The organism is Phyllobacterium myrsinacearum, assembly GCF_002980555.1.
GTDB lineage: Bacteria > Pseudomonadota > Alphaproteobacteria > Rhizobiales > Rhizobiaceae > Phyllobacterium > Phyllobacterium myrsinacearum.
The window spans coordinates 13,173-32,615 of record NZ_PVBT01000008.1 but is presented as its reverse complement, the minus strand read 5'-3'; the positions used below and the strand labels follow the sequence as shown (position 1 = coordinate 32,615).

The 19,443-nt window shown below is 60.3% G+C and carries 20 protein-coding genes; 5 read left to right on the top strand and 15 right to left on the bottom strand.

Annotation, left to right across the window (positions count from 1 at the left end):
- Positions 1 to 125: 125 nt before the first annotated feature.
- From C5750_RS26990 to katA, 6 genes are all read right to left on the bottom strand, one after another.
- Positions 126 to 446: a type II toxin-antitoxin system HicB family antitoxin gene (locus tag C5750_RS26990; protein WP_105737319.1), complete on the bottom strand. Its 321-nt coding sequence runs from the start codon at positions 444 to 446 to the stop codon at positions 126 to 128.
- Positions 447 to 451: 5 nt separating this feature from the next.
- A complete protein-coding gene (locus C5750_RS26985; protein ID WP_342588481.1) occupies positions 452 to 544 on the bottom strand; it encodes a hypothetical protein in 93 nt (30 codons plus the stop codon).
- 188 nt (positions 545 to 732) lie between these two features.
- Complete coding sequence (locus tag C5750_RS22130; RefSeq protein WP_425350505.1) at positions 733 to 1,377, bottom strand: 5'-methylthioadenosine/S-adenosylhomocysteine nucleosidase; 645 nt, start codon at positions 1,375 to 1,377, stop codon at positions 733 to 735.
- A 1-nt stretch (position 1,378) separates the two neighbouring features.
- The gene (locus C5750_RS22125; RefSeq protein WP_105736853.1) at positions 1,379 to 1,837 is read right to left on the bottom strand and encodes a TspO/MBR family protein; all 459 of its coding nucleotides are present in this window, start codon (positions 1,835 to 1,837) and stop codon (positions 1,379 to 1,381) included.
- A gap of 43 nt (positions 1,838 to 1,880) precedes the next feature.
- A complete protein-coding gene (locus tag C5750_RS22120) occupies positions 1,881 to 3,170 on the bottom strand; it encodes an RsmB/NOP family class I SAM-dependent RNA methyltransferase (RefSeq protein WP_105736851.1) in 1,290 nt (429 codons plus the stop codon).
- Between the two features lie 115 nt (positions 3,171 to 3,285).
- Complete coding sequence (katA, locus tag C5750_RS22115; protein WP_105736849.1) at positions 3,286 to 4,782, bottom strand: catalase KatA; 1,497 nt, start codon at positions 4,780 to 4,782, stop codon at positions 3,286 to 3,288.
- A 146-nt stretch (positions 4,783 to 4,928) separates the two neighbouring features.
- On the opposite strand from katA, the gene C5750_RS22110 reads away from it, so the two are divergent.
- Entirely contained in the window at positions 4,929 to 5,858 is a 930-nt protein-coding gene (locus C5750_RS22110) for a hydrogen peroxide-inducible genes activator (RefSeq protein ID WP_105736847.1), read from the top strand.
- Between the two features lie 34 nt (positions 5,859 to 5,892).
- On the opposite strand, the gene C5750_RS22105 is transcribed toward C5750_RS22110, so the two are convergent.
- Both C5750_RS22105 and C5750_RS22100 read right to left on the bottom strand, forming a co-directional pair.
- Positions 5,893 to 6,318: an MAPEG family protein gene (locus tag C5750_RS22105; RefSeq protein WP_105736845.1), complete on the bottom strand. Its 426-nt coding sequence runs from the start codon at positions 6,316 to 6,318 to the stop codon at positions 5,893 to 5,895.
- A 55-nt stretch (positions 6,319 to 6,373) separates the two neighbouring features.
- A complete protein-coding gene (locus C5750_RS22100) occupies positions 6,374 to 7,255 on the bottom strand; it encodes a LysR family transcriptional regulator (RefSeq protein WP_199538020.1) in 882 nt (293 codons plus the stop codon).
- A 135-nt stretch (positions 7,256 to 7,390) separates the two neighbouring features.
- On the opposite strand from C5750_RS22100, the gene C5750_RS22095 reads away from it, so the two are divergent.
- The gene (locus C5750_RS22095) at positions 7,391 to 8,437 is read left to right on the top strand and encodes an SDR family oxidoreductase (RefSeq protein WP_245421206.1); all 1,047 of its coding nucleotides are present in this window, start codon (positions 7,391 to 7,393) and stop codon (positions 8,435 to 8,437) included.
- A 17-nt stretch (positions 8,438 to 8,454) separates the two neighbouring features.
- On the opposite strand, the gene C5750_RS22090 is transcribed toward C5750_RS22095, so the two are convergent.
- The 3 genes from C5750_RS22090 to C5750_RS22080 form a co-directional block, all read right to left on the bottom strand.
- Positions 8,455 to 8,994, bottom strand: coding sequence for a DinB family protein (locus tag C5750_RS22090; protein WP_105736839.1), 540 nt, complete (start codon positions 8,992 to 8,994; stop codon positions 8,455 to 8,457).
- Between the two features lie 16 nt (positions 8,995 to 9,010).
- Complete coding sequence (gene guaB, locus C5750_RS22085; RefSeq protein WP_105736837.1) at positions 9,011 to 10,516, bottom strand: IMP dehydrogenase; 1,506 nt, start codon at positions 10,514 to 10,516, stop codon at positions 9,011 to 9,013.
- Between the two features lie 176 nt (positions 10,517 to 10,692).
- A complete protein-coding gene (locus C5750_RS22080; RefSeq protein ID WP_199538021.1) occupies positions 10,693 to 11,112 on the bottom strand; it encodes a lysozyme inhibitor LprI family protein in 420 nt (139 codons plus the stop codon).
- 128 nt (positions 11,113 to 11,240) lie between these two features.
- On the opposite strand from C5750_RS22080, the gene C5750_RS22075 reads away from it, so the two are divergent.
- Positions 11,241 to 12,611: a chloride channel protein gene (locus C5750_RS22075; protein WP_105736835.1), complete on the top strand. Its 1,371-nt coding sequence runs from the start codon at positions 11,241 to 11,243 to the stop codon at positions 12,609 to 12,611.
- Here C5750_RS22075 and C5750_RS22070 read toward each other — a convergent pair.
- The gene (locus C5750_RS22070) at positions 12,596 to 13,579 is read right to left on the bottom strand and encodes an MBL fold metallo-hydrolase (protein ID WP_105736832.1); all 984 of its coding nucleotides are present in this window, start codon (positions 13,577 to 13,579) and stop codon (positions 12,596 to 12,598) included. The two genes, C5750_RS22075 and C5750_RS22070, sit on opposite strands and share 16 nt — an antisense overlap.
- Positions 13,580 to 13,828: 249 nt before the next feature.
- Here C5750_RS22070 and C5750_RS22065 point away from each other — a divergent pair, with 249 nt between their 5' ends.
- A complete protein-coding gene (locus tag C5750_RS22065; RefSeq protein ID WP_105736830.1) occupies positions 13,829 to 15,229 on the top strand; it encodes an MFS transporter in 1,401 nt (466 codons plus the stop codon).
- A gap of 8 nt (positions 15,230 to 15,237) precedes the next feature.
- Here C5750_RS22065 and C5750_RS22060 read toward each other — a convergent pair whose 3' ends face one another.
- The 3 genes from C5750_RS22060 to C5750_RS22050 all read right to left on the bottom strand — a co-directional run bounded on the left by C5750_RS22060 (position 15,238) and on the right by C5750_RS22050 (position 18,296).
- Entirely contained in the window at positions 15,238 to 15,945 is a 708-nt protein-coding gene (locus tag C5750_RS22060; protein ID WP_105736828.1) for an RlmE family RNA methyltransferase, read from the bottom strand.
- Positions 15,946 to 15,965: 20 nt separating this feature from the next.
- The gene (locus C5750_RS22055) at positions 15,966 to 17,429 is read right to left on the bottom strand and encodes a Ppx/GppA phosphatase family protein (protein WP_105737313.1); all 1,464 of its coding nucleotides are present in this window, start codon (positions 17,427 to 17,429) and stop codon (positions 15,966 to 15,968) included.
- 267 nt (positions 17,430 to 17,696) lie between these two features.
- Positions 17,697 to 18,296, bottom strand: coding sequence for an NADPH-dependent F420 reductase (locus tag C5750_RS22050; protein ID WP_105736826.1), 600 nt, complete (start codon positions 18,294 to 18,296; stop codon positions 17,697 to 17,699).
- Between the two features lie 119 nt (positions 18,297 to 18,415).
- On the opposite strand from C5750_RS22050, the gene C5750_RS22045 reads away from it, so the two are divergent.
- Positions 18,416 to 19,345, top strand: coding sequence for a LysR family transcriptional regulator (locus C5750_RS22045; protein WP_105737311.1), 930 nt, complete (start codon positions 18,416 to 18,418; stop codon positions 19,343 to 19,345).
- The last annotated feature ends 98 nt before the right edge of the window (positions 19,346 to 19,443 follow it).

Here is a 19,443-nt window from a genome sequence, read left to right as displayed (position 1 = left end):
GGCCTTTAAAGCAATTGCCGAGTCGATGCAATGGGTCACTCCACCACACGCGGATGCCAATTGCATTTGTTCACAATTTGGAAGGAATCATCCTTGTGTTGTGGTGTTTGTTCGCGTCCGAACCTCTAACGCAACGACCGCTCCAACGTCATGACAACCCATTTGTTGAGACTCACCCCGGCGCGGCGCGCGGCACTGGAAATGGCCTTGTGCAGAATGGGTTCGGCACGCACGACAAACTGCCCGGAAAATGGCTTTTCCGGCTCCTCTCCACGCTCGGCGCAAAACGCCAGATAATCTTCGATGGAGCCGGCAAGCGCTTGCTTCAGCTCTGCCGCGGACGTTCCCTGAAAGGTAAGGACGTCGCGAAGATTGATAACCTCGCCGTGGAAAAGGCCGGCCTCTTCATCGTATTCTATAACCGCTTCATAGCCTTTGTAATGCATCGTGCTCATGGTCTTATCTCCGCTTCCAGCAAAAAGCGCCTCACTGATTTCACCGCGCCCTTGTCCGTTTCCTTTTGCGGATGGGGTCGATGAAACACCGCACGAATGCCATTCAGGGCGATACGAACGCGCGAGCCCTGCCCTTCCGAAATCTCGCCAATGAATACCAGCCCGGACGGGTTCGGCGAAAATGGCGGCAAGCGTCGCCCGATGCTTCCGGTTGAGACCCATATAATGATATCACTTTTCAGTATCAATAAAATATACAATAAGAAAATCGAAAAAATTATAGCGTGATCGCTCCGGTCTCCAGCGCCTGGCCCATGGCCTCCACGGCCTGCGCCAGTTTTTCGTCGATCACATGCAGATATTCGGTCCAGTCACCGACGTGGCGCAGTTCGGCTGCACCATCGGAAATGCCGCGCAGCCCGATCAACGGCAGGCCAAAACGCTGGCAGGCGCGCAATATGGCGAAGGTTTCCATCTCAACCATATCCGCATCGATCCGGTCATAGGCACTGCCCGAGACGATGTTCGCGCCGGTTGAAAGCGACGCTTCCTTCACGCCGGGGATGCGTAGCGGCAAAGGCACGGTGACCGGCAGATCGAGAAACGGTGTTCCCCCCCTGGGAAAGCCCAGCGGCGAGGCATCCATGTCGCGATAGGAGACGCTTGTTGCCTGATAGACTTCGGTCTGCTCCAGCGTGCGCGAGCCGGCTGATCCGAGCGATACAACGAGGTCCGGCACAATGCCGCTCTGTTCCAGCGCCGCGAGATTGGCGGCAAGGCTGACCGCCGCCTCCACCGGACCGACGCCGGTCATCAGCGGCCGGAACAGCCGCTGCAGATGTGCACCATATTCGGCATCCACCGCCATGACGAACAGCACCTGTTTGCCGCCAATAGCGGCCAGATCATAGGGCAAGCTCATGTCAGGACACCGGATTGAGCAGGTAAAGCGACACGTTGAGAAGCGTGGCGAACGCCACCCAGACGAGATAGGGAATGAACATCAGCGCGGCTGGCCGTTCGGGCTCCCAGGCGACACGGATGAAGCCGATGATCGAGATCAGCAACAGCACGATCACCAGCAGCCCCACGCCCATCTGCTGAAAGCCGAAAAACACCGGCGACCAGAGGAAATTCAGGACGAGCTGCGCCCACCAGAACTGCTGGGCCGAGGTCAAGTCGCGATCCCACACCCGCCAGCCGGCGACGGCGATCAGCACATACAGAATCGTCCAGACCGGCGGGAAAATCCAGTTCGGCGGGTTGAACGAAGGCTTGACCAGCCCGGCATACCACTCGCCCGGCAGCGTGATATAGCCGATGGCAAGCCCGCCACCGACAGTCAGCACGAGAAACAAGAGAAACCCTACGGACCGGGACATGGTAGAACCTTTCCTGCGGACAATGTCGCGGATGGTTGTACCGCTATTTCTCGCGTCTGAGAACAGAAATGAAGAAGCCGTCTGTCGATGTCGACAGCGGCGACAGGATCGTATTGCCATCCTTGAACAAGGGCCCGAGACCATCGCTTGCCGAGACCGCTTCCTGCCACATGGGGCGGGTATCGGCCGCGGCATAATCAGGGTTTGCCTGCAGGAAGGCGGCGACCTGCTGACCGTTTTCCGGCGCAAACAGCGAACAGGTGATATAGACCAGCCGCCCGCCCGGCTTCACATAGGCCTTGGCCGCGTCAAGCACCTCGCGCTGTTCCACCTCGCGCCGCTCCAGCTGCTGCTCGCTGAGGCGCCATTTCGCGTCCGGCCTGCGCCGCCAGGTGCCGGAACCGGTGCAAGGCGCATCAACCAGCACGAGATCCATCTGGCCTTCAAGCGGGGTGAGTTCGCTGGAATTGGCGTGGGCCTGGGCATTGCGCACCCCTGCCCGTTTCAGCCGGTCAAAAATGGGGGCAAGCCGGGCACGTTCCGCGTCATAGGCGTGAATCTGCCCCTTGTTGCCCATCTGCGCCGCCAACGCCAGCGTCTTGCCGCCAGCTCCGGCGCAGTAGTCGAGCACCTGTTCGCCCGGCCTGGCGCCACTGAGTTTGGCGGCGATCTGCGAGCCGAGATCCTGCACTTCGAAAAGCCCGCGCTGGAATGCCGGTTCCGCCTGCACGTTCGGATGACGGCCCATGGCGCGCAGCGGCGGCACCCGGACGGCCGTTTCCAGCAGCGGCGCGGCGCTGGCTCCGGCGCGAACCAGTTCCTTCAGTACCTTTTCGCGATCAGCCTTCAGCGTGTTGACGCGCAGGTCGACCGGAGGGCGGTCGCTGAGGGCAGCAGCTTCAGCCACCCAGGCCTCGCCGAAAATCGCCTGGAAATGCGGTACACACCATTCGGGTGCATCGGCGCGCACATGATCGGGTGCAGCCGCGAGGTCACGCTCCAGCCAGATGGCCATGCGATCGGCTTCAAGCGGTGCAGGTGCAAACTTATCGCCGTCCAGCGCAGCATTGATCTCATCGATAACCAGCTCGGCATCGGACAGGAGCACGCCGAAGGCAATATGACGGGCCGCATTGCTGTCCATCCGCCAGCCAAGCGACAATTTGCGCCGCAAGGCGTCATAGACGATATTGCCGATGACCGCGCGGTCACCGGCACCGGCAAAGCGGTGCGACAGTCCCCAATCCTTGAGCGCATCGGAAGCCGGGCGTTTGCGGGTCTCAATATCGTCCAGTACTTCGATTGCCGCCTGCAGGCGTCCGCCAAGTCGCATGGGAATTCCTTCTTTTTGTCTACCGGCTTCGCATACATTGCAAAGCCAATAAAAGAAAGCCGGAGCATCCTGCTCCGGCTTTCACATTGAACAACAAAGTTGTTTCAGGCAGCGATTACTCGGCCGCGACGTGCTTTTCTTCGTTGGAAATCGCGTTGGCTTCATAGCCATGCGCTTCCTTGAGGGCAGCCCGCACGCCGGCTTCATACGCGGGATGAACAAGCTTGAAGTGCGCCAGTTGGCGCTCGATGATGGCACCGGGAACACCGCCCATTGCCGCGGCGATGTTGGAGAACAGGCGCGCACGCTGACCAGCGTCGAACAGGTTGAACAGTGCTGTTACCTGCACGTAGTCATCGTTGCCGATGCGGTGGTTGTAGCGATCCGCATTGCCGGAAAGGGCCAGCGGCGGCTCTTTTGCCGATGGCTGCTCGACGGCACCCGAGAAGCTGTTGGGCTCGTAATAGGCATCGACATTGCCGGTCTTCTGGCCAAAGAAATTCATCTGGCCATCCTTGTGGTAGTGATGGACCGGGCACTTCGGCTGGTTGACGGGCAGTGCTTCATAGTGGGTGCCGAGGCGGTAGCGATGCGCATCCGCATAGGAGAACACACGTGCCTGCAGCATCTTGTCCGGCGAATGACCGATGCCGGGAACGACGTTCGACGGCGAGAAGGCAGCCTGTTCGATCTCGGCGAAATAGTTGTCGGCGTTGCGGTTGAGTTCCATGACACCGATTTCGATCGGCGGGAATTCAGCATGCGGCCAGACCTTGGTCAGATCGAACGGATTGTAGGAGGTCTTTTCCGCGTCGCTTTCGCTCATGATCTGAACCTGTACGGTCCATTTCGGGAATTCACCGCGTTCAATGCCGCCAAACAGCTCTTCCTGGTAGGTTTCGCGCGACTTGCCGATCAGCGATTCAGCTTCCGCATTGGTATAATGCTTGTGGCCCTGCTGGGTCTTGAAGTGGAATTTTACCCAGAAGCGCTCGCCATTGTCGTTCCAGAAGGAATAGGTGTGCGAACCGTAGCCATTCATGTACATCGGCGCGACCGGCAGGCCGCGATCCGACATCAGGATGGTGACCTGATGCAGGCTTTCCGGCGACAGCGACCAGAAATCCCACATGGCGGTGGCTGAACGCAGGTTGGTGCGCGGATGGCGCTTCTGCGTGTGAATGAAATCGGGGAACTTCAGCGGATCGCGCACGAAGAACACCGGCGTATTGTTGCCGACCAGATCCCAGTTGCCTTCGCTCGTATAGAATTTAAGGGCAAAACCGCGCACGTCGCGCTCGGCATCGGCGGCGCCAAGTTCACCGGCAACCGTGGAAAACCGCAGCAGCAGCGGTGTTTCGGTGCCCGGCTGCAAGGCCTTGGCCTTGGTGTAACGGGAGATATCGCCGGTGATCTTCAACGTGCCGAATGCGCCCCAGCCCTTGGCGTGAACAACCCGTTCAGGGATACGTTCACGGTTCTGGTGGGCAAGCTTTTCGAGCAGCTGATAGTCGTCCAGGAGAACCGGACCACGTTCACCCGCAGTCCTCGAATTCTGATTGTCTGATACCGGTGCACCGGCAGTAGTTGTCAACGTCGGACGGTCAGCCATTGGCTTCTCCTTGAATTTCGTTTTCTGACACTATTTTCAGAATCGCACGGCGCGCGGGCTCTCTGCGATCTCGGGGCAACCATAGAACTATTCCAATCATAGTTTCCAATTGAATTTAGAATTATTATTGATAGGATTTGGTTATCATGTTTTCCGTCCGCCAAATGCGCTATTTCGATATCCTTGCCACCACCCTGCATTTCCGCAAGGCGGCAGAACTCGCACGTATTTCGCAGCCGGCACTTTCGGCGCAGATCGCGGAAATGGAGCAGCGGCTTGGAACGCCCCTGTTCGAGCGGACACGCCGCACGGTGGTTCTGACCGATATGGGCAAGCGGCTTCTGCCGCGGGTTCGCGGCATTCTGAACGGCATCCGCTCGCTGGAAGAACTGGCATCGCAGCGGCGCGGCATTTTGCAGGGCCGCCTGCGGCTGGGGATCATCCCGACCATAGCGCCCTATCTCCTGCCCATTCTCATTCCGGAATTGCGCGCTGCCTACCCGGAACTGACCATCGAGTTGCGCGAGGCGGTGACGTCGAAGCTGGTCGAGGATTTGCGGCTCGGCGATCTCGATGCGCTGATCGCAGCATTGCCGATCGACAGCGACGGCATTGCCGCCAAGCCGCTGTTCCGCGACCGCTTCCTGATTGCCACATCGAGCAATGACATCGACATCCTCACCTCGCCGATGACCCAGGAGAGCGTGGCGCTGGAACGGCTGCTGCTGCTTGAGGAAGGCCACTGTCTGCGCGATCAGGCCCTGGCGGTGTGCACCAGCGTCAAGCAGCGGCAGCTGGTCAATTATGGCGCCACCAGCATGGCGACGCTGCTGCAGATGGTCAGCCACGGCATGGGCCTGACGCTGATCCCGGAAATCGCCGTGCGCACGGAGGCCAGCCGCAACAATGTGCGCATCCTTGCCTTTGCCGATCCTGAACCTTCGCGCGAGATCGGCCTGATCTGGCGCCGGCAAAGCGAACGGCGCGAGGATTTCGAAGCCCTGGCCACAACGATTGTCGATTGCGGCAGACGATTGCTGATCTCAGCCGATGAGCTGGACGATCTGGCGGCCTAGTTCCTGACCGTTCCCGGCAATCCCTTCGCCGATCCTAAGCCGTTGCGGGTATCGCCAGATGCAACGCGAGGATGACCCACAAAATGCCATTGAGAACAAACCCGATGGTGAAAATCGGCTGGCGCAGCCTCAAACGGTTTGACGTCACATGCACGACAGTATGGGCGACGCGTGCTGCCACAAACAACCAGGCAACGATGACAGCGAGGAACGATGCGCCGTTGACCACATAGAGCGAGATGCAGACCGCATAGAACAGCACCGGCAGCTCATAAAGATTGATCAGGTTGCGGATCACCGTGGCGCTCGTCTCCGGCTCCTTGAGCGGCAGCTTGAAATCGCGAGGCGAGGCCTGGCCGCTCTTGACCGCTTCCATCCGGCGAAGGAACACAAGGCCGTAGACAATATAGACCAGCGCGGTCAGCGCGATCATCGGCCAGAAAATTGCGGTCTGCGGCATGGGTTCCTCCAACGTTGACGCATCTTACGTCTACGTTCATTTTTTCCGCAAGCTGTTAATTCAACCCGGGAATTCCGGACAGCCCAGCCGCCAGATGGTCCACAAATGCCCTTACCTTGCGCGGCAGAAACTTGGCCGAGGCATAGACCGCGTGGATATCCATGGACGCGTAGCGGTAAGCGGGCAGCACACGGACGAGCGTGCCGTCATCGAGAAACGGCTGAACCAGCGGCACCTGCGCCCCGCCAATTCCCACGCCCGCTCGCAATGCCTGATTGAGCACAAAAGCGTTGTTGGCGAGAAAGCCCGATTTAACCGGCACGACAATCGGCCCGTCCGGCCCGATCAGCGGCACCGCCTCACCCAGTGGCGACCAGATAAACCTGACATGCCGGTGCGCCGACAGTTCTTCCGGCAGCAGCGGGCTGCCATGGCGCGCGATGTATTCAGGCGAAGCCACAAGAATCCGCTCGAACGTGGCCAGTTTCCGCGCCACCAGGCCAGACGAGGCCAAGGCACCGAAACGGATGGCAACATCGACGCCCTCGGCCACCAGATCGGCAAAGCGGTCATCCAGAATGAGTTCAACGGTCAAATCCGGGTGCCGGCACTGAAAATCGATCAGCATCGGCGTCAGATGCATCTGGCCGAACCCGACGGGCGCATGCACGCGAAGGTTGCCTTGAACCGACGTGGCAAGGCCAGTCACGGCCTCTTCCGCCTCGTCGACGGTCTGCAGGATATGCCGCGCCCGCTGGTAGTAGGTCTCGCCGCTGTCGGTTAGGGCCAGCTGGCGTGTCGAGCGATGCAGCAGCCGCATGTTCAGATGGCGCTCCAGTGCCGCCATCTGCTGGCTGACAGCCGGTTGTGTGAGCCCGAGTTCCCGTGCCGCCGCCGACAGCGAGCCAAGCTCCGCCACCCGTATGAAGGTCTTCATTGCCGCAAAACGATCCACCTGCCACCTCAAATATTTTCTTATGAATAATATCATCATCAATCGCCTACGCAAACACATACAAATGGATGATGCTGGCAGCACCAACGAAATGGAGCTGTTGAAATGATAGAGGACATGAAAAAAGCCGTGATTGTGGGTGCCAATGGCATCATCGGCGGAAATCTGATTGCACATCTCAAGGAATTGGGTGACTGGGAAATTGTCGGCCTGTCGCGGCGCGGCGGGATTGCGGATGGCAGGGTCAGCCACATCGCCGTTGATCTGCTTGATGCGGCCGATGCCAAGGCAAAACTCGCACACCTCACCGATGTCACTCATGTTTTTTACGCGGCCTATCAGGACCGCCCGACGTGGGCGGAGCTGGTACCGCCGAACCTTGCCATGCTGGTCAATGTCGTCAATGCCATCGAACCCGTCGCACGCGGCCTCCGGCACATCAGCCTCATGCAGGGATACAAGGTCTACGGCGCGCATCTCGGCCCGTTCAAGACACCGGCGCGCGAAAGCGATGCCAATCACATGCCGCCGGAGTTCAACATCGACCAGCAGGATTTTCTCGAAGCAGCCCAAAGGGGAAAGAGCTGGACATGGTCCGCGCTGCGTCCGTCCGTCGTTATCGGATATGCGCTCGGCAACCCGATGAACCTCGCCTCGGTGATCGCTGTCTATGCCTCGATGTCCAGGGAACTCGGCATTCCCCTGCGCTTTCCGGGAAAGCCCGGCGCCTATGACAGCCTGCTTGAAATGACCGATGCCGGTCTGCTGGCGCGGGCGACGGTGTTCATCGCCACCCACCCGGCGGCGGGAAATCAGGCCTACAACATCAACAATGGCGACCTCTTCCGCTGGAGCGAGATGTGGCCGAAAATTGCCCGGTTTTTCGATCTGGAGGTTGCCCCGCCCCTGCCCATGTCGCTGAATGTGGTGATGGCCGACAAGGAACCGCTCTGGGATAAAATGGTTGCGAAGCACAAACTTGCGGCCATCCCCTACAGCGATGTCTCGTCATGGGGATTTGGCGACGCGGTATTCGGCTGGAATTATGATTTCTTCGCCGATGGCAGCAAACTGCGCCGCGCCGGCTTCCATGAATATGTCGATACGGAAGAAATGTTCCTGAACGTCTTTCGGGATCTGCGGGCGCGGAAGATCATTCCGTGAACTGACCATCCAGGAGGTCAAGTCGCGAAAGGTTCGCCCTTGCGGCGCGGGATATCATAGTTCAGGAAAAATTCGTCAAGCTGCGGCGGGGGCACGTTTGTTCCCGCCAGCATTGCATGCGCCTGTCCGCGATGATGGATCTGGTGCACGAACAGATGCGACAGCACGCGGTGCAGCGGCTCCTGTGAAGCCTGCCCGTCATGCCACTCGATCATAATGATCCGGTCAAGATCCGGCGCACTCAAACCGTCGCAAAAGGCGATCAGATCGGCGTCGAAGGTTTCCTGAGCTTGTCTGAGATCGGCCAGTTTTGGAAAGGGAATATCGCCGGCAAGACTGATGTTCTTGCGCCCGGCACCCGTCATGTCAGCCAGATAGATGTGATCGACAACGAGATTGTGGTTGAGTGTCATCTGCAGCGACGGGAAGAAACTGACCCGCTCCTGCGCAAATTCCGCCGCCGTCAGCCCGGCACAGGCGCCGAGCAGCCGGTGGTTCGACCAGGCGCTGTTGCGCGCCATGGCCGAAAAATGGTCGCGGAGGGCGTTGTCAGACATGGCCTCCGCGTCCCGATCAGTTGCCGCCTGGGTAGTTCGGGCTTTCGCGCGTGATCGTCACATCGTGGGTGTGACTTTCCCGCAGGCCGGCATTGGTGATGCGGACAAAGGTCGCCTTGTCGCGGAACTCTTCCAGGTTCTTGGCACCAACATAGCCCATCGACGCACGAAGACCGCCGGCGAGCTGGTGCAGGACCCCCGACACAGGCCCCTTATAGGCCACCTGGCCTTCAATGCCTTCCGGCACGAGCTTCAACTCGTCGCGGACTTCCGCCTGGAAGTAGCGATCCGCCGAACCGCGGGCCATGGCGCCAACCGAACCCATGCCGCGATAGGCCTTGAAGGAACGGCCCTGGTAGAGATAGACCTCGCCGGGGCTTTCCTCGGTCCCGGCAAGGGCGGAACCCGCCATGGCAGCAGCGGCACCGGCGGCCAGTGCCTTGGCGAAATCGCCGGAATATTTGATGCCGCCATCGGCGATGACCGGAACACCGGCCTTGTGCGCGGCTTCCACTGCCGACATGATGGCGGAAAGCTGCGGCACGCCGACACCGGCAACGATACGCGTGGTGCAGATGGAGCCCGGTCCGATACCGACCTTGACCGCATCGGCACCCGCATCGATCAGCGCCTGCGTGCCCGCTGCCGTTGCAACGTTACCGGCAATGATGCGCACGGCGTTGGACATCTTCTTGGCGCGGGTGACCGCATCCAGAACACGCTGCGAATGGCCGTGAGCGGTATCGATGACGAGAACGTCGACACCGGCAGCAATCAGCCGCTCGGCGCGCTCGAAACCGTCTTCACCGACGCTGGAAGCAGCGGCAACCCGCAGGCGACCCTGCGCATCCTTGGCGGCATTCGGGTTCAGCTGCGACTTTTCCATATCCTTGACGGTGATCAGACCGACGCAGTGCCCCTTGCTGTCGACCACCAGCAGCTTCTCGATGCGGTGCTGGTGCAGAAGGCGCTTAGCTTCTTCGTGCTGGACATTGTTTTCGCGCACGGTGATGAGGTTTTCACGCGTCATCAGTTCGTAAATCTTCTGACTGGGATCGGACGCAAAACGCACGTCGCGGTTGGTCAGAATGCCAACGAGACGGCCCGGCTTGCGACTGCCCTCACCGGCGTTCTCAACCACCGGGATGCCGGAAATGCCATGGGCGCGCATCAATGCCTGCGCATCGGCAAGCGTTGCGTCCGGACCGATGGTGACCGGGTTGACGACCATGCCGGATTCGAACTTCTTGACCTGCCGGACCTCTTCGGCCTGCAGTTCCGGCGTAAGATTGCGGTGGATGACGCCCATGCCGCCAGCCTGAGCCATGGCAATGGCAAGGCGCGACTCGGTAACGGTGTCCATGGCTGCGGAGAGCAGCGGCAGGTTCAGTTCGATATCGGGAGCAATGCGGGTGCGAATGTCAGTCTGGCCGGGCATGACTTCGGAATGACCCGGCTGAAGCAGGACATCGTCAAATGTCAGTGCCAGCGCGCCCGTCGCGGATTCAACAATTTTTGCCATAACCAATTCCTTAAAATGCGACAAGCGCACCACGATGGCGGTGCGCCGAGTCAGTAATGTTCCGGTGAATTGGCACGGGCTGGTAACATGGATATGTCGGTTTGGAAAGGTGGAAACGTATTTATTCCGCAATCAGCGATACACGACCTCCCGCTAGGGGTGGATGGAAACCGGCTCTACTGCGCATAATATTGAAGTTCCTTGATGCGCGCCCGCACCGCATCCACATTCAGCGCCTCGATATCCATGCTGGCAATGGAACCCCGGTCGGCGCGCCATGGGCCGTTGTCGGCCTTGATCTGGGCCTCGCGCCACGCCACCCATTTGCGCTGCGCATCGCGAATCTGCTTGGCTGATTCCGGATCGACGGATGCCAGGACTTTTTTGTAAACCTCGTTCATCTGCTTGTCATAGGCGAGGAACGCCTTGTGCGAGCAATCGACCATTCCTGCCGTCGTCTGCCCTGCCGGGCTGTTCAGGCATTCGGTTGCAGCCTTGTCGATCGGATCGACCTTTTCCTTCGGCGAAGCAGCGGCCGCCGGCAACACTGCGCCGAGCGACAGCGAGACACAAAGCATGGCAAAGAATCGTTTCATGGTGTCCTCCCTGGGTGTCAAAATGCCCTGTGCATCTTGGCAGGAAAAGGGCGAATTGTTGAGACTGGCCCATCGTTTTCCCGCATGTTAGGAGCACACGATCCCTTGGACGGCTCAACACAGGAGATATGGTGCGCCCGATTTACCGAAAAGTTTCCTTCCTGCGCCGGTCGCGTGCCATGTGGGGCAACACCCGGGTCTGGCGCCCGCGTCTGGTGTTCTGGGCCGGTGCGCTCGCCATCGGTGTCGTCAGCGTCCTCTTCGCCAAGCTGGCGGATATCGCCCAGGAAACGTTTCATGGCGTGACAGGGACAAGCGGCTGGACGACATTCCTGCCCCTGATCATCACGCCGCTCGGCTTCATCTTCTGCGCCTACATGGCTTACAGCTTCTTCCCCAATGCCCAGGGCAGCGGCATTCCGCAGGCCATCGCCGCCCGGCATCTCAATGATCACGAAGACCGCGTCCGGCTGCTTTCCCTGCGCATGGTTTTCGGGAAGATCCTGTTGACCGTCGTCGGCCTGTTCTCCGGCGCCTCCATCGGCCGCGAGGGTCCAACCGTCCAGGTCGGTGCATCGCTGATGCTGCAGGTGGCGCGCTGGGGCGGCATGGCGCAGGCGCGCGGGCTCATTCTCGCGGGCTCCGCCGCCGGGATTGCCGCAGCCTTCAATACACCGCTCGCCGGCATCGTCTTTGCCATCGAGGAAATGGGCCGCTCCTACGAGGCACGCACCAACGGCCTTGTCCTGACAGCCGTCATCCTCTCCGGCCTCGCCGCCATCGGACTTGTCGGCAACTACACCTATTTCGGCGCATCGGCGGCAGCCGCCACGGGCTTTTCCGACTGGCTGCTCGTCATTCTCTGCGGCGTGGGCGGCGGTGCGTTCGGCGCCTGCTTCAGTGCCGGTGCCGTCAGGGCATTGCGCAGGATCAAGCGCTGGACGGCGCCCGATCCGTTTCGCCGCACCTTGCTGCTTGCCGCTGTGTGCGGTTTTGCCGTAGCGCTGATCGGGGTTGCTTCAGGCGGCACAACCTTCGGCACGGGCTACGAACAGGCGCGCGGCGCCGTGGAGGGCCATGCCCTGCCCTGGTATTTCTTCCTGGAAAAATTGCTCGCCAGTTTCCTGTCCATGGTCTCCGGCATTCCCGGCGGCATTTTTGCCCCATCTCTTTCCGTTGGCGCAAGCTTCGGCAGTTCGGTCGGCTTGCTGACCGGCAGCAATATCGGCCTTGCTGCCGTGCTCGGCATGGCTGGCTACTTTGCCGGGGTCGTGCAAGCGCCGATGACGGCCTTTGTCATCATTCTGGAAATGACCGGCAGCCATGACAGCGTCATTGCGTTGATGTGCACGTCCATGCTCGGTTACGGCACGGCGCGCATCATCTCGCATGAACCGCTCTACCATGCCCTGTCACGGGTGTTCATTGCCGATACGATCCGGCGCAAGCGCGCCGAAGCCGCATCAGCCGTGCCGGAACAGGATCAGACGTCGAACTGATAGGTAACCGGTACGAAACGGTAGCCGCTTCCCTGCCGGTCGAGATAGCCGGCGGATGGGAACGGCATGTGATAGCCGATGAACGGCACGCGGTCGGTGGCGATCATGTCGAGCACCCGCTTGCGCGTCTCGATGGCCTTGGCACGGTCCGCATCAAAAGCCACCTCCCATTCCGGATGCTGCAGGGCTGCGACGTAATGATTGGCGGTATCGGCGGTCAGCACCAGACGTTTGCCCGCGGACTCCACGTGGAAAATCATGTGGCCGGGCGTGTGGCCGTAAGCCGCTTCACTGGTGATACCGGAGACAACCGCATCCCCGGCCTTGATGAACGTGGTCTTTTGCGCCAGCGGTTTTACTTTGGACGCAACGCCTTTGGCACCCCCTTCGGCAGGCGTGCCTGCCCGAGCCGGATCGGTCCAGAAATCATATTCGATCTGCCCCGCAATATAGCGCGCATTGGCAAAGGCAGGCGTCTCGCCATTCATCAGGCCGCCAATGTGATCACCATGCATATGGGTGATGACGACAATACTCACCTGATCGGGCGTGTAGCCCGCCGCCTTCATATTGGCTTCCAGCTGGCCAAAACCGTTGTCGCGCCCCGCAACGCCAAAACCGGTGTCGAACAGGATCAGCTCAGTCCCGGTGTTGATCAGAACAGGGGCAAAGCCATTGACGAATTTCGTTTCCGGCAGAAAATTGGCGCGCATCAACTCCGCCACCTTCTCCTGCGACTGATCGGCACCGAAAGTGGGAAACGGGCCCTCGGACAGGCGCAGGCCATCGAGAAGCGTGGTCACCTCAAATTCACCCAGCTTGAAGCGCTTGAAGCCCGGCGATCTGATGTTGGAAAGCGGAACTGCGGCGGCAGCAGAATCCGGTATGACTTGCGACATGGCAAGGCCGCCGGCTATGGCGCTCGACGCCAGAAACAGGTCGCGGCGGGAAATCTCGTATGATGTCATGGGTTCGTCTCCGTCTGGCAGTCTTGGGGGGCTGCGGTTGAGATCGTGCATGGGCAACGCCGTGGCTGCCGGGCTGTTCCGTTTGCATAGCGGAAAATCGTATTGCGCTGGATCACATCTGATTGATCGGTGCTTGAGCACCCGTCACACTGGTGCTATCGCAGCGCCAGCAAGGGTTGCTTTTTACTCTGAGTCCCGCGACGGACCCCGATTGCTGACGACGCTCTTTACTGAGAACTGGAATTCATTGTGAATCGCATTGTTCCGCTCGTGCTTGCTGTCGCTCTGTTCATGGAACAGATGGACTCGACCGTCATTTCCACGTCCCTGCCCGCCATTGCCGCCGATATCGGGACGAGCCCCATTGCGCTCAAGCTTGCGCTGACCGCCTATCTCGTCTCCCTTGCGGTGTTCATCCCGGTCAGCGGCTGGATGGCCGATCGTTTCGGGGCCAAGAATGTGTTCCGAGCGGCCATCGTGGTTTTCGTGCTGGGGTCGGTTGCCTGCGCCGTGTCCAACTCCCTGCTGGCATTCGTCGTCTCGCGCTTCGTGCAGGGGGTCGGCGGCGCCATGATGACGCCGGTTGGACGGCTCGTGCTGGTGCGCTCGACGCCGCGCAGCGAACTCGTCGGCGCCATGGCCTGGCTGACCGTGCCGGCACTGGTCGGGCCGCTGGTCGGACCGCCCATTGGCGGGTTTCTCACCACCTATTTCACCTGGCACTGGATTTTCCTGATCAACGTGCCCATCGGCATGCTCGGCATCTGGTTCGCAACACGCTATCTGCCGGATGTCGAAACATTGATCCAGCGCAAGTTGGACGTGCCCGGTTTCTTCCTCAGCGGCATCGCCGCATCCGGCGTTGTGTTCGGGCTTTCCGTTGTCAGCCTGCCGGCACTCCCCGCATGGGTCGGGATGACGACGCTTGCAATCGGGCTTGTCTCGACGGCGCTCTATCTCATTCATGCCAGGCGCACGGCAGAACCGCTGCTGGCGCTCGATCTTTTCAGGAACCAGGTGTTCCGCGCCTCGATTGTCGGCGGCAGCCTGTTCCGGATCGGCGTTGGTGCAACACCGTTCCTGCTGCCGCTGATGTTTCAGATCGGCTTTGGCATGACACCGTTCCAATCCGGCCTCATGACCTTCATATCGGCTGCCGGCGCTATCGGCATGAAGTTCGTGACCAAGTGGTTCTTCCGCAAGACGGGTTTCCGCAATGCGCTGATGTATGGATCGCTGATTGCCGCAAGCTTCATTGCCATGAACGGCTTCTTCACCCCGGAAACGCCGACGGCTCTCATTCTCGGTTTGCTGCTCGTTGCGGGTTTTTTCCGCTCGCTGTTCTTCACCGGCACCAATGCGCTTGGCTATGCGGAAGTGCCGAATGAGCAGACCAGCCTCGCTACCCCCATCGCATCCGTCGCCCAGCAGATATCGATAGCGCTCGGCGTCGCGGTGGCAGGCGGCATTCTGGAAGTATCCACCAGCATGCATGGCGGGCCGTTGCAGCTCTCTGATTTCCACACGGCGTTCTTTCTGGTCGCCGCCATATCGTCGCTGGCATTCTTCTCATTCGTCGGCCTGAAGCCGGATGCGGGCGCCGAAGTATCCGGACATTACCCGAATGCGAAGCCCGCGCCTGCCGAATAGATCGCTGTCTAAGACCTGCCTTTGAAATCACGGGCAAGCAGGTAAAGCTCCACGGATTCGGCACGTGAGGCTGGCGGCTTGACGTGATGCACGGATTTGAAGTGCTGCTTGAGCAGGGTCAGCACTTCATTTTCAGTGCCGCCCTGAAAGGTCTTGGTCAGGAAATGACCGCCTGGACGCAACACGGAAACCGCAAAGTCCGCTGCCACTTCGCACAGATGTGTCGTGCGGATGTGGTCGGTGCGGCGGTGCCCCGTGGTTGGAGCAGCCATATCCGACAACACGATATCCGGCTGGCCGCCCAGAGCTTCGATGAGTTTGTCCGGCGCGGCATCGTCCAGGAAATCCATCTCGAGCAACGTTACGCCCGGCAAGGGATCGATGTGCAGATAGTCAATGCCGACAACCGTCGGCGCTTCCTCGGGAGAGCCGACAATCCCGGCTGCAATCTGGCTCCAGCCGCCGGGAGCGGCACCCAGATCGATGATGCGCTGACCCTTTTTCAGGATCTTGTAGCGGTCATCGATCTCGATCAGCTTGTAGGCCGCGCGCGAACGATAGCCATCGGCCTTCGACCGCTGCACATAGGGGTCGTTGATATGACGTTCGAGCCAGCGGCGCGACGATTCCTTGATCGTGCCCGCCTTCTTCTTGATCTTGGTATGCAGGCCGCGCGTACCCGTACCGCCGCGCCCGCCTGTTGTTGTCTTAGCCATTGGGAATCTACGCCCCTCTTTTACGCGACATTGGCGCGAAACCACCGATTGCGCCACGCGCCATCGCGCGACATGAGTTCAGTCAAAATACCTTCGCGCAGGCCGCGATCAGCCACACGCAGCTTCTGGCTGGGCCAGACATTGCGGATTGCATCCAGAATGGCGCAGCCGGCAAGAACAAGATCCGCCCGGTCAGCGCCAATACAGGGATTGGCAACCCGTTCGTCAAAGCTCCACGACAGGAGCTTGCTTGTCATCTCGGTCACATCGTCATTCTGCATCCAGATACCATCGATCCGCCGCCGGTCATAGCGATCCAGGCCAAGATGGATACCGGCAAGCGTCGTCACCGTGCCGGAGGTGCCGAGCAGGTGAAAATTCTGGCTGTTGACGAGATCGCCGAGCTTGTGCCGTTCGGAGAAATCATTGAGGAGTTCGGCCACATGATTGACCATGACGGCGAAATTGTCGGTCGTCACATCGCGGCCGCCAAAACGCTCCGCCAGCGTGACGACGCCGACCGGCAGCGAGGTCCAGGCAATGATGTGCTCGGCCAGACGCGGGGAACGCCGCTCGGACAGGTCGATCAGGGCGATTTCCGAGGACCCGCCGCCGATGTCGAACAGGACAACCGCATCGGTTTCACGTTCGACCAGCGTGCCGCAGCCGGAAACAGCAAGGCGGGCTTCCGTCTGGCGGTTGATGATCTCCAGATCAAGCCCGGTCTCGTGTTTGACCTGATGCAGGAATTCCGCACCGTTCTCCGCCTGGCGGCAGGCCTCGGTGGCGATGAGGCGCGCGCGCCGTACATCGTGATTTTCCAGCTTGTCGCGGCAAATCTTCAGCGCCTCGATGGCACGGCTCATGGCATTCGGACTCAGGCGCCCGGTTGCACCCAGCCCCTCGCCAAGACGGACAATGCGCGAAAACGCATCGATGACACGGAACTGGCCCGGCCGCGTCGGCGTTGCCACGAGCAGGCGGCAATTGTTCGTGCCCAGATCGAGCGCGGCATAGAGCGGAGCGCCGGCATATCGGGGTTCGCGCCGTGTATTGTCAGGCTCGGAAGGTTTGGCTGGATTGCTCTGTTCCACAGCCGCCGCGATAACAGCTTCCTGCTGGCCTGCCTTGGACCGGCCCCGGCGCCTGTGACGGTTGGGGCGGCGCTTCTTGCCGGTTTTCGCCTGCGCGGCGGCACCGGTTTCTCCCGCTGGATGCGCAGGCGCGTCAGCGGCAACAGGATTTTGCGCCGAAACAGCACCGTGTTTCGACTTGCCGCGCCGACGGCGGCGCGCCCGTTTCTTGGGGTTCTTATCGAAGCGTCCTTCCTGGGAATCGGACCGGCTCTCCTGCGGTTGATGCGCAGAATCCCCTTGTGGTCCGGGTCCGTTCTTGGCGGGACCTGCAGTGCCATTTGACACCGGATGACCGCCAGACGCCCCTTCATTCGACGCTTTGCGGGCGTCCGATTCGGGGTCTTTCAAAATCTTATCCTTCGGGCGCCGCGCGAACCTCTGGAGGACGCAGGCAAGGCGCTTGTTCATTAACGTTGGAGCCAATGTAACATCATTTGCCGAATATAAAAGTGCCTGAGGCAAATTAGGCGGCCAGGACAGGATGTTGAGAGGTGGAACCGGGCATTTCCATGCACCCGATATCGGCGGCAATGAGCCCCAGTCCGATGCGGGGCGCCGCCTTGCGGCCACATAATTCTGCAAGGGCCTGCCGATGGGCAGGCCCTTCTCCGGTCATCAGCCGAACTTCACCAGATTAAGAACCGCCAGCGGCCCGCCGGGGAAAGCCGCCATCTTCTCACCCGCCGCAAGGCTGCCCAGATCGAGGGCGAAAAAGCCAAGTTTTTCGAACAGGGCGCCGACCTTTGCCTTGGCGTCCGCGTCATCGCCCGAATAGAACAGGACACGATGGCCACCTTCGGCTTGCGGGTCGCCCGCGAGCAAGGCTGCCGGCAAATGGTTGAGCGCCTTCACCAGTTTCGCACCCGGCACGAGATCGCCAACGACGTCGCTCGACAGGCGCCCCTTGAGGTCAAAAGGCTTGAAGGCCGGTGCCTCGATGGCATTGTTGGCATTGATGACAATGCGGCCGTTCCAGGCGGGCAGGCCGGCCAGAGCCTGCGGCAGCTTCGACCAGTTGACGGCAATCACCACAATATCCGCACTCGCCGCCTGCTCTACGGTGCCTGCCTTGATGGACGGTCCGAGTTCACCGACCAGTTCCTTCAACGAGTCCGGTCCGCGGCTGTTGGAAATGATCGCCTCGATCCCGGCCCGGGCCAGCGCCCGCGCAAAGGCTGAACCGATCAGCCCTGCTCCGATAATACCAATGCTCATGATCCTGTTCCTCTTTGTGAATGCATGGAGTTGCATGGCCTGAAAATGGGACAGGCATTCATTGACGTGAAGCAGGTAATGGCTTTAAATATTTTCAATCATCAGTTGAAGGTATGGATATGGAAACCCTCGCCAATCTGGAGTCGTTCGTGCGCAGCGCGGAATCCGGCGGTTTCTCCGCAGCGGCGCGGCGCCTGTCGCTGACACCTGCGGCAGTCAGCCGGAACGTGGCCATGCTGGAACGCAATCTTGGGGTGCGGCTGTTTCATCGCAGCACGCGCAACCTGACCCTCACCGAGGAAGGCGAGCGCTTCCTGCAGGCCGTCCGCACAAACCTCGACGATCTGCAGGCGGCAATCGCCAATGTTGCTGCGCATCGCGATGAACCGGCCGGCGTGCTCAAGGTCAGCATGAGCCCGACGCTCGGCATCGGATTTGTCCTGCCGCTGCTTCCGGCCTTTCTCGAGCGCTTTCCATTGATCCGGCCGGAATGGCACTTTGAAAACCGGCAGGTGGATCTCATCGCGGAAGGGTTCGATGCCGCCATCGGCGGCGGCTTCGAACTTCTGCCCGGTGTTGTTTCACGCTCGCTCGCGCCCCTGCATCTCATTGCCGTGGCGTCTGCGGGCTACATGCGGGGACGCGCATTTCCGGCAGACCCGGCAGGGCTTGCCGCCATGGACGGGATTGTGCTTCGCCAGCAGCGCACGGGGCGCATTCCCGTCCGCATGATGCGCAACAGCGCCGGAATGGAAATGCCGGCGCATATCCGGGACAGGATTGTGGTCAACGATCCCGCTGCCATGCGTCAGGCAGCTTTGCTTGGTCTGGGCGTAACCATCCTCTCGGCGCCCGTAGCCCTGCCGCACCTCGAAAATGGCGAGCTCGTGCGTCTCTTGCCGGACTGGCATGCCGATGTCGGAACCTTATCCATCTATTATGCCAGCCGCAGGCTGCTGCCGGCAAAAACGCGGGTATTCGTTGATTTCATTGCCGAGGCGTTCCGGCAGGGAAAATTGACGAAAAGCTTCGCGGGCGTTCTGGGATAGAACGATTTTTGAAAACGGCACCCGCAATTACGCCGCAAATCATGACGATTGTTTTGCTATCGCCTTTTGGATATCCTCGGTTCAGATTTGGCTCTTCG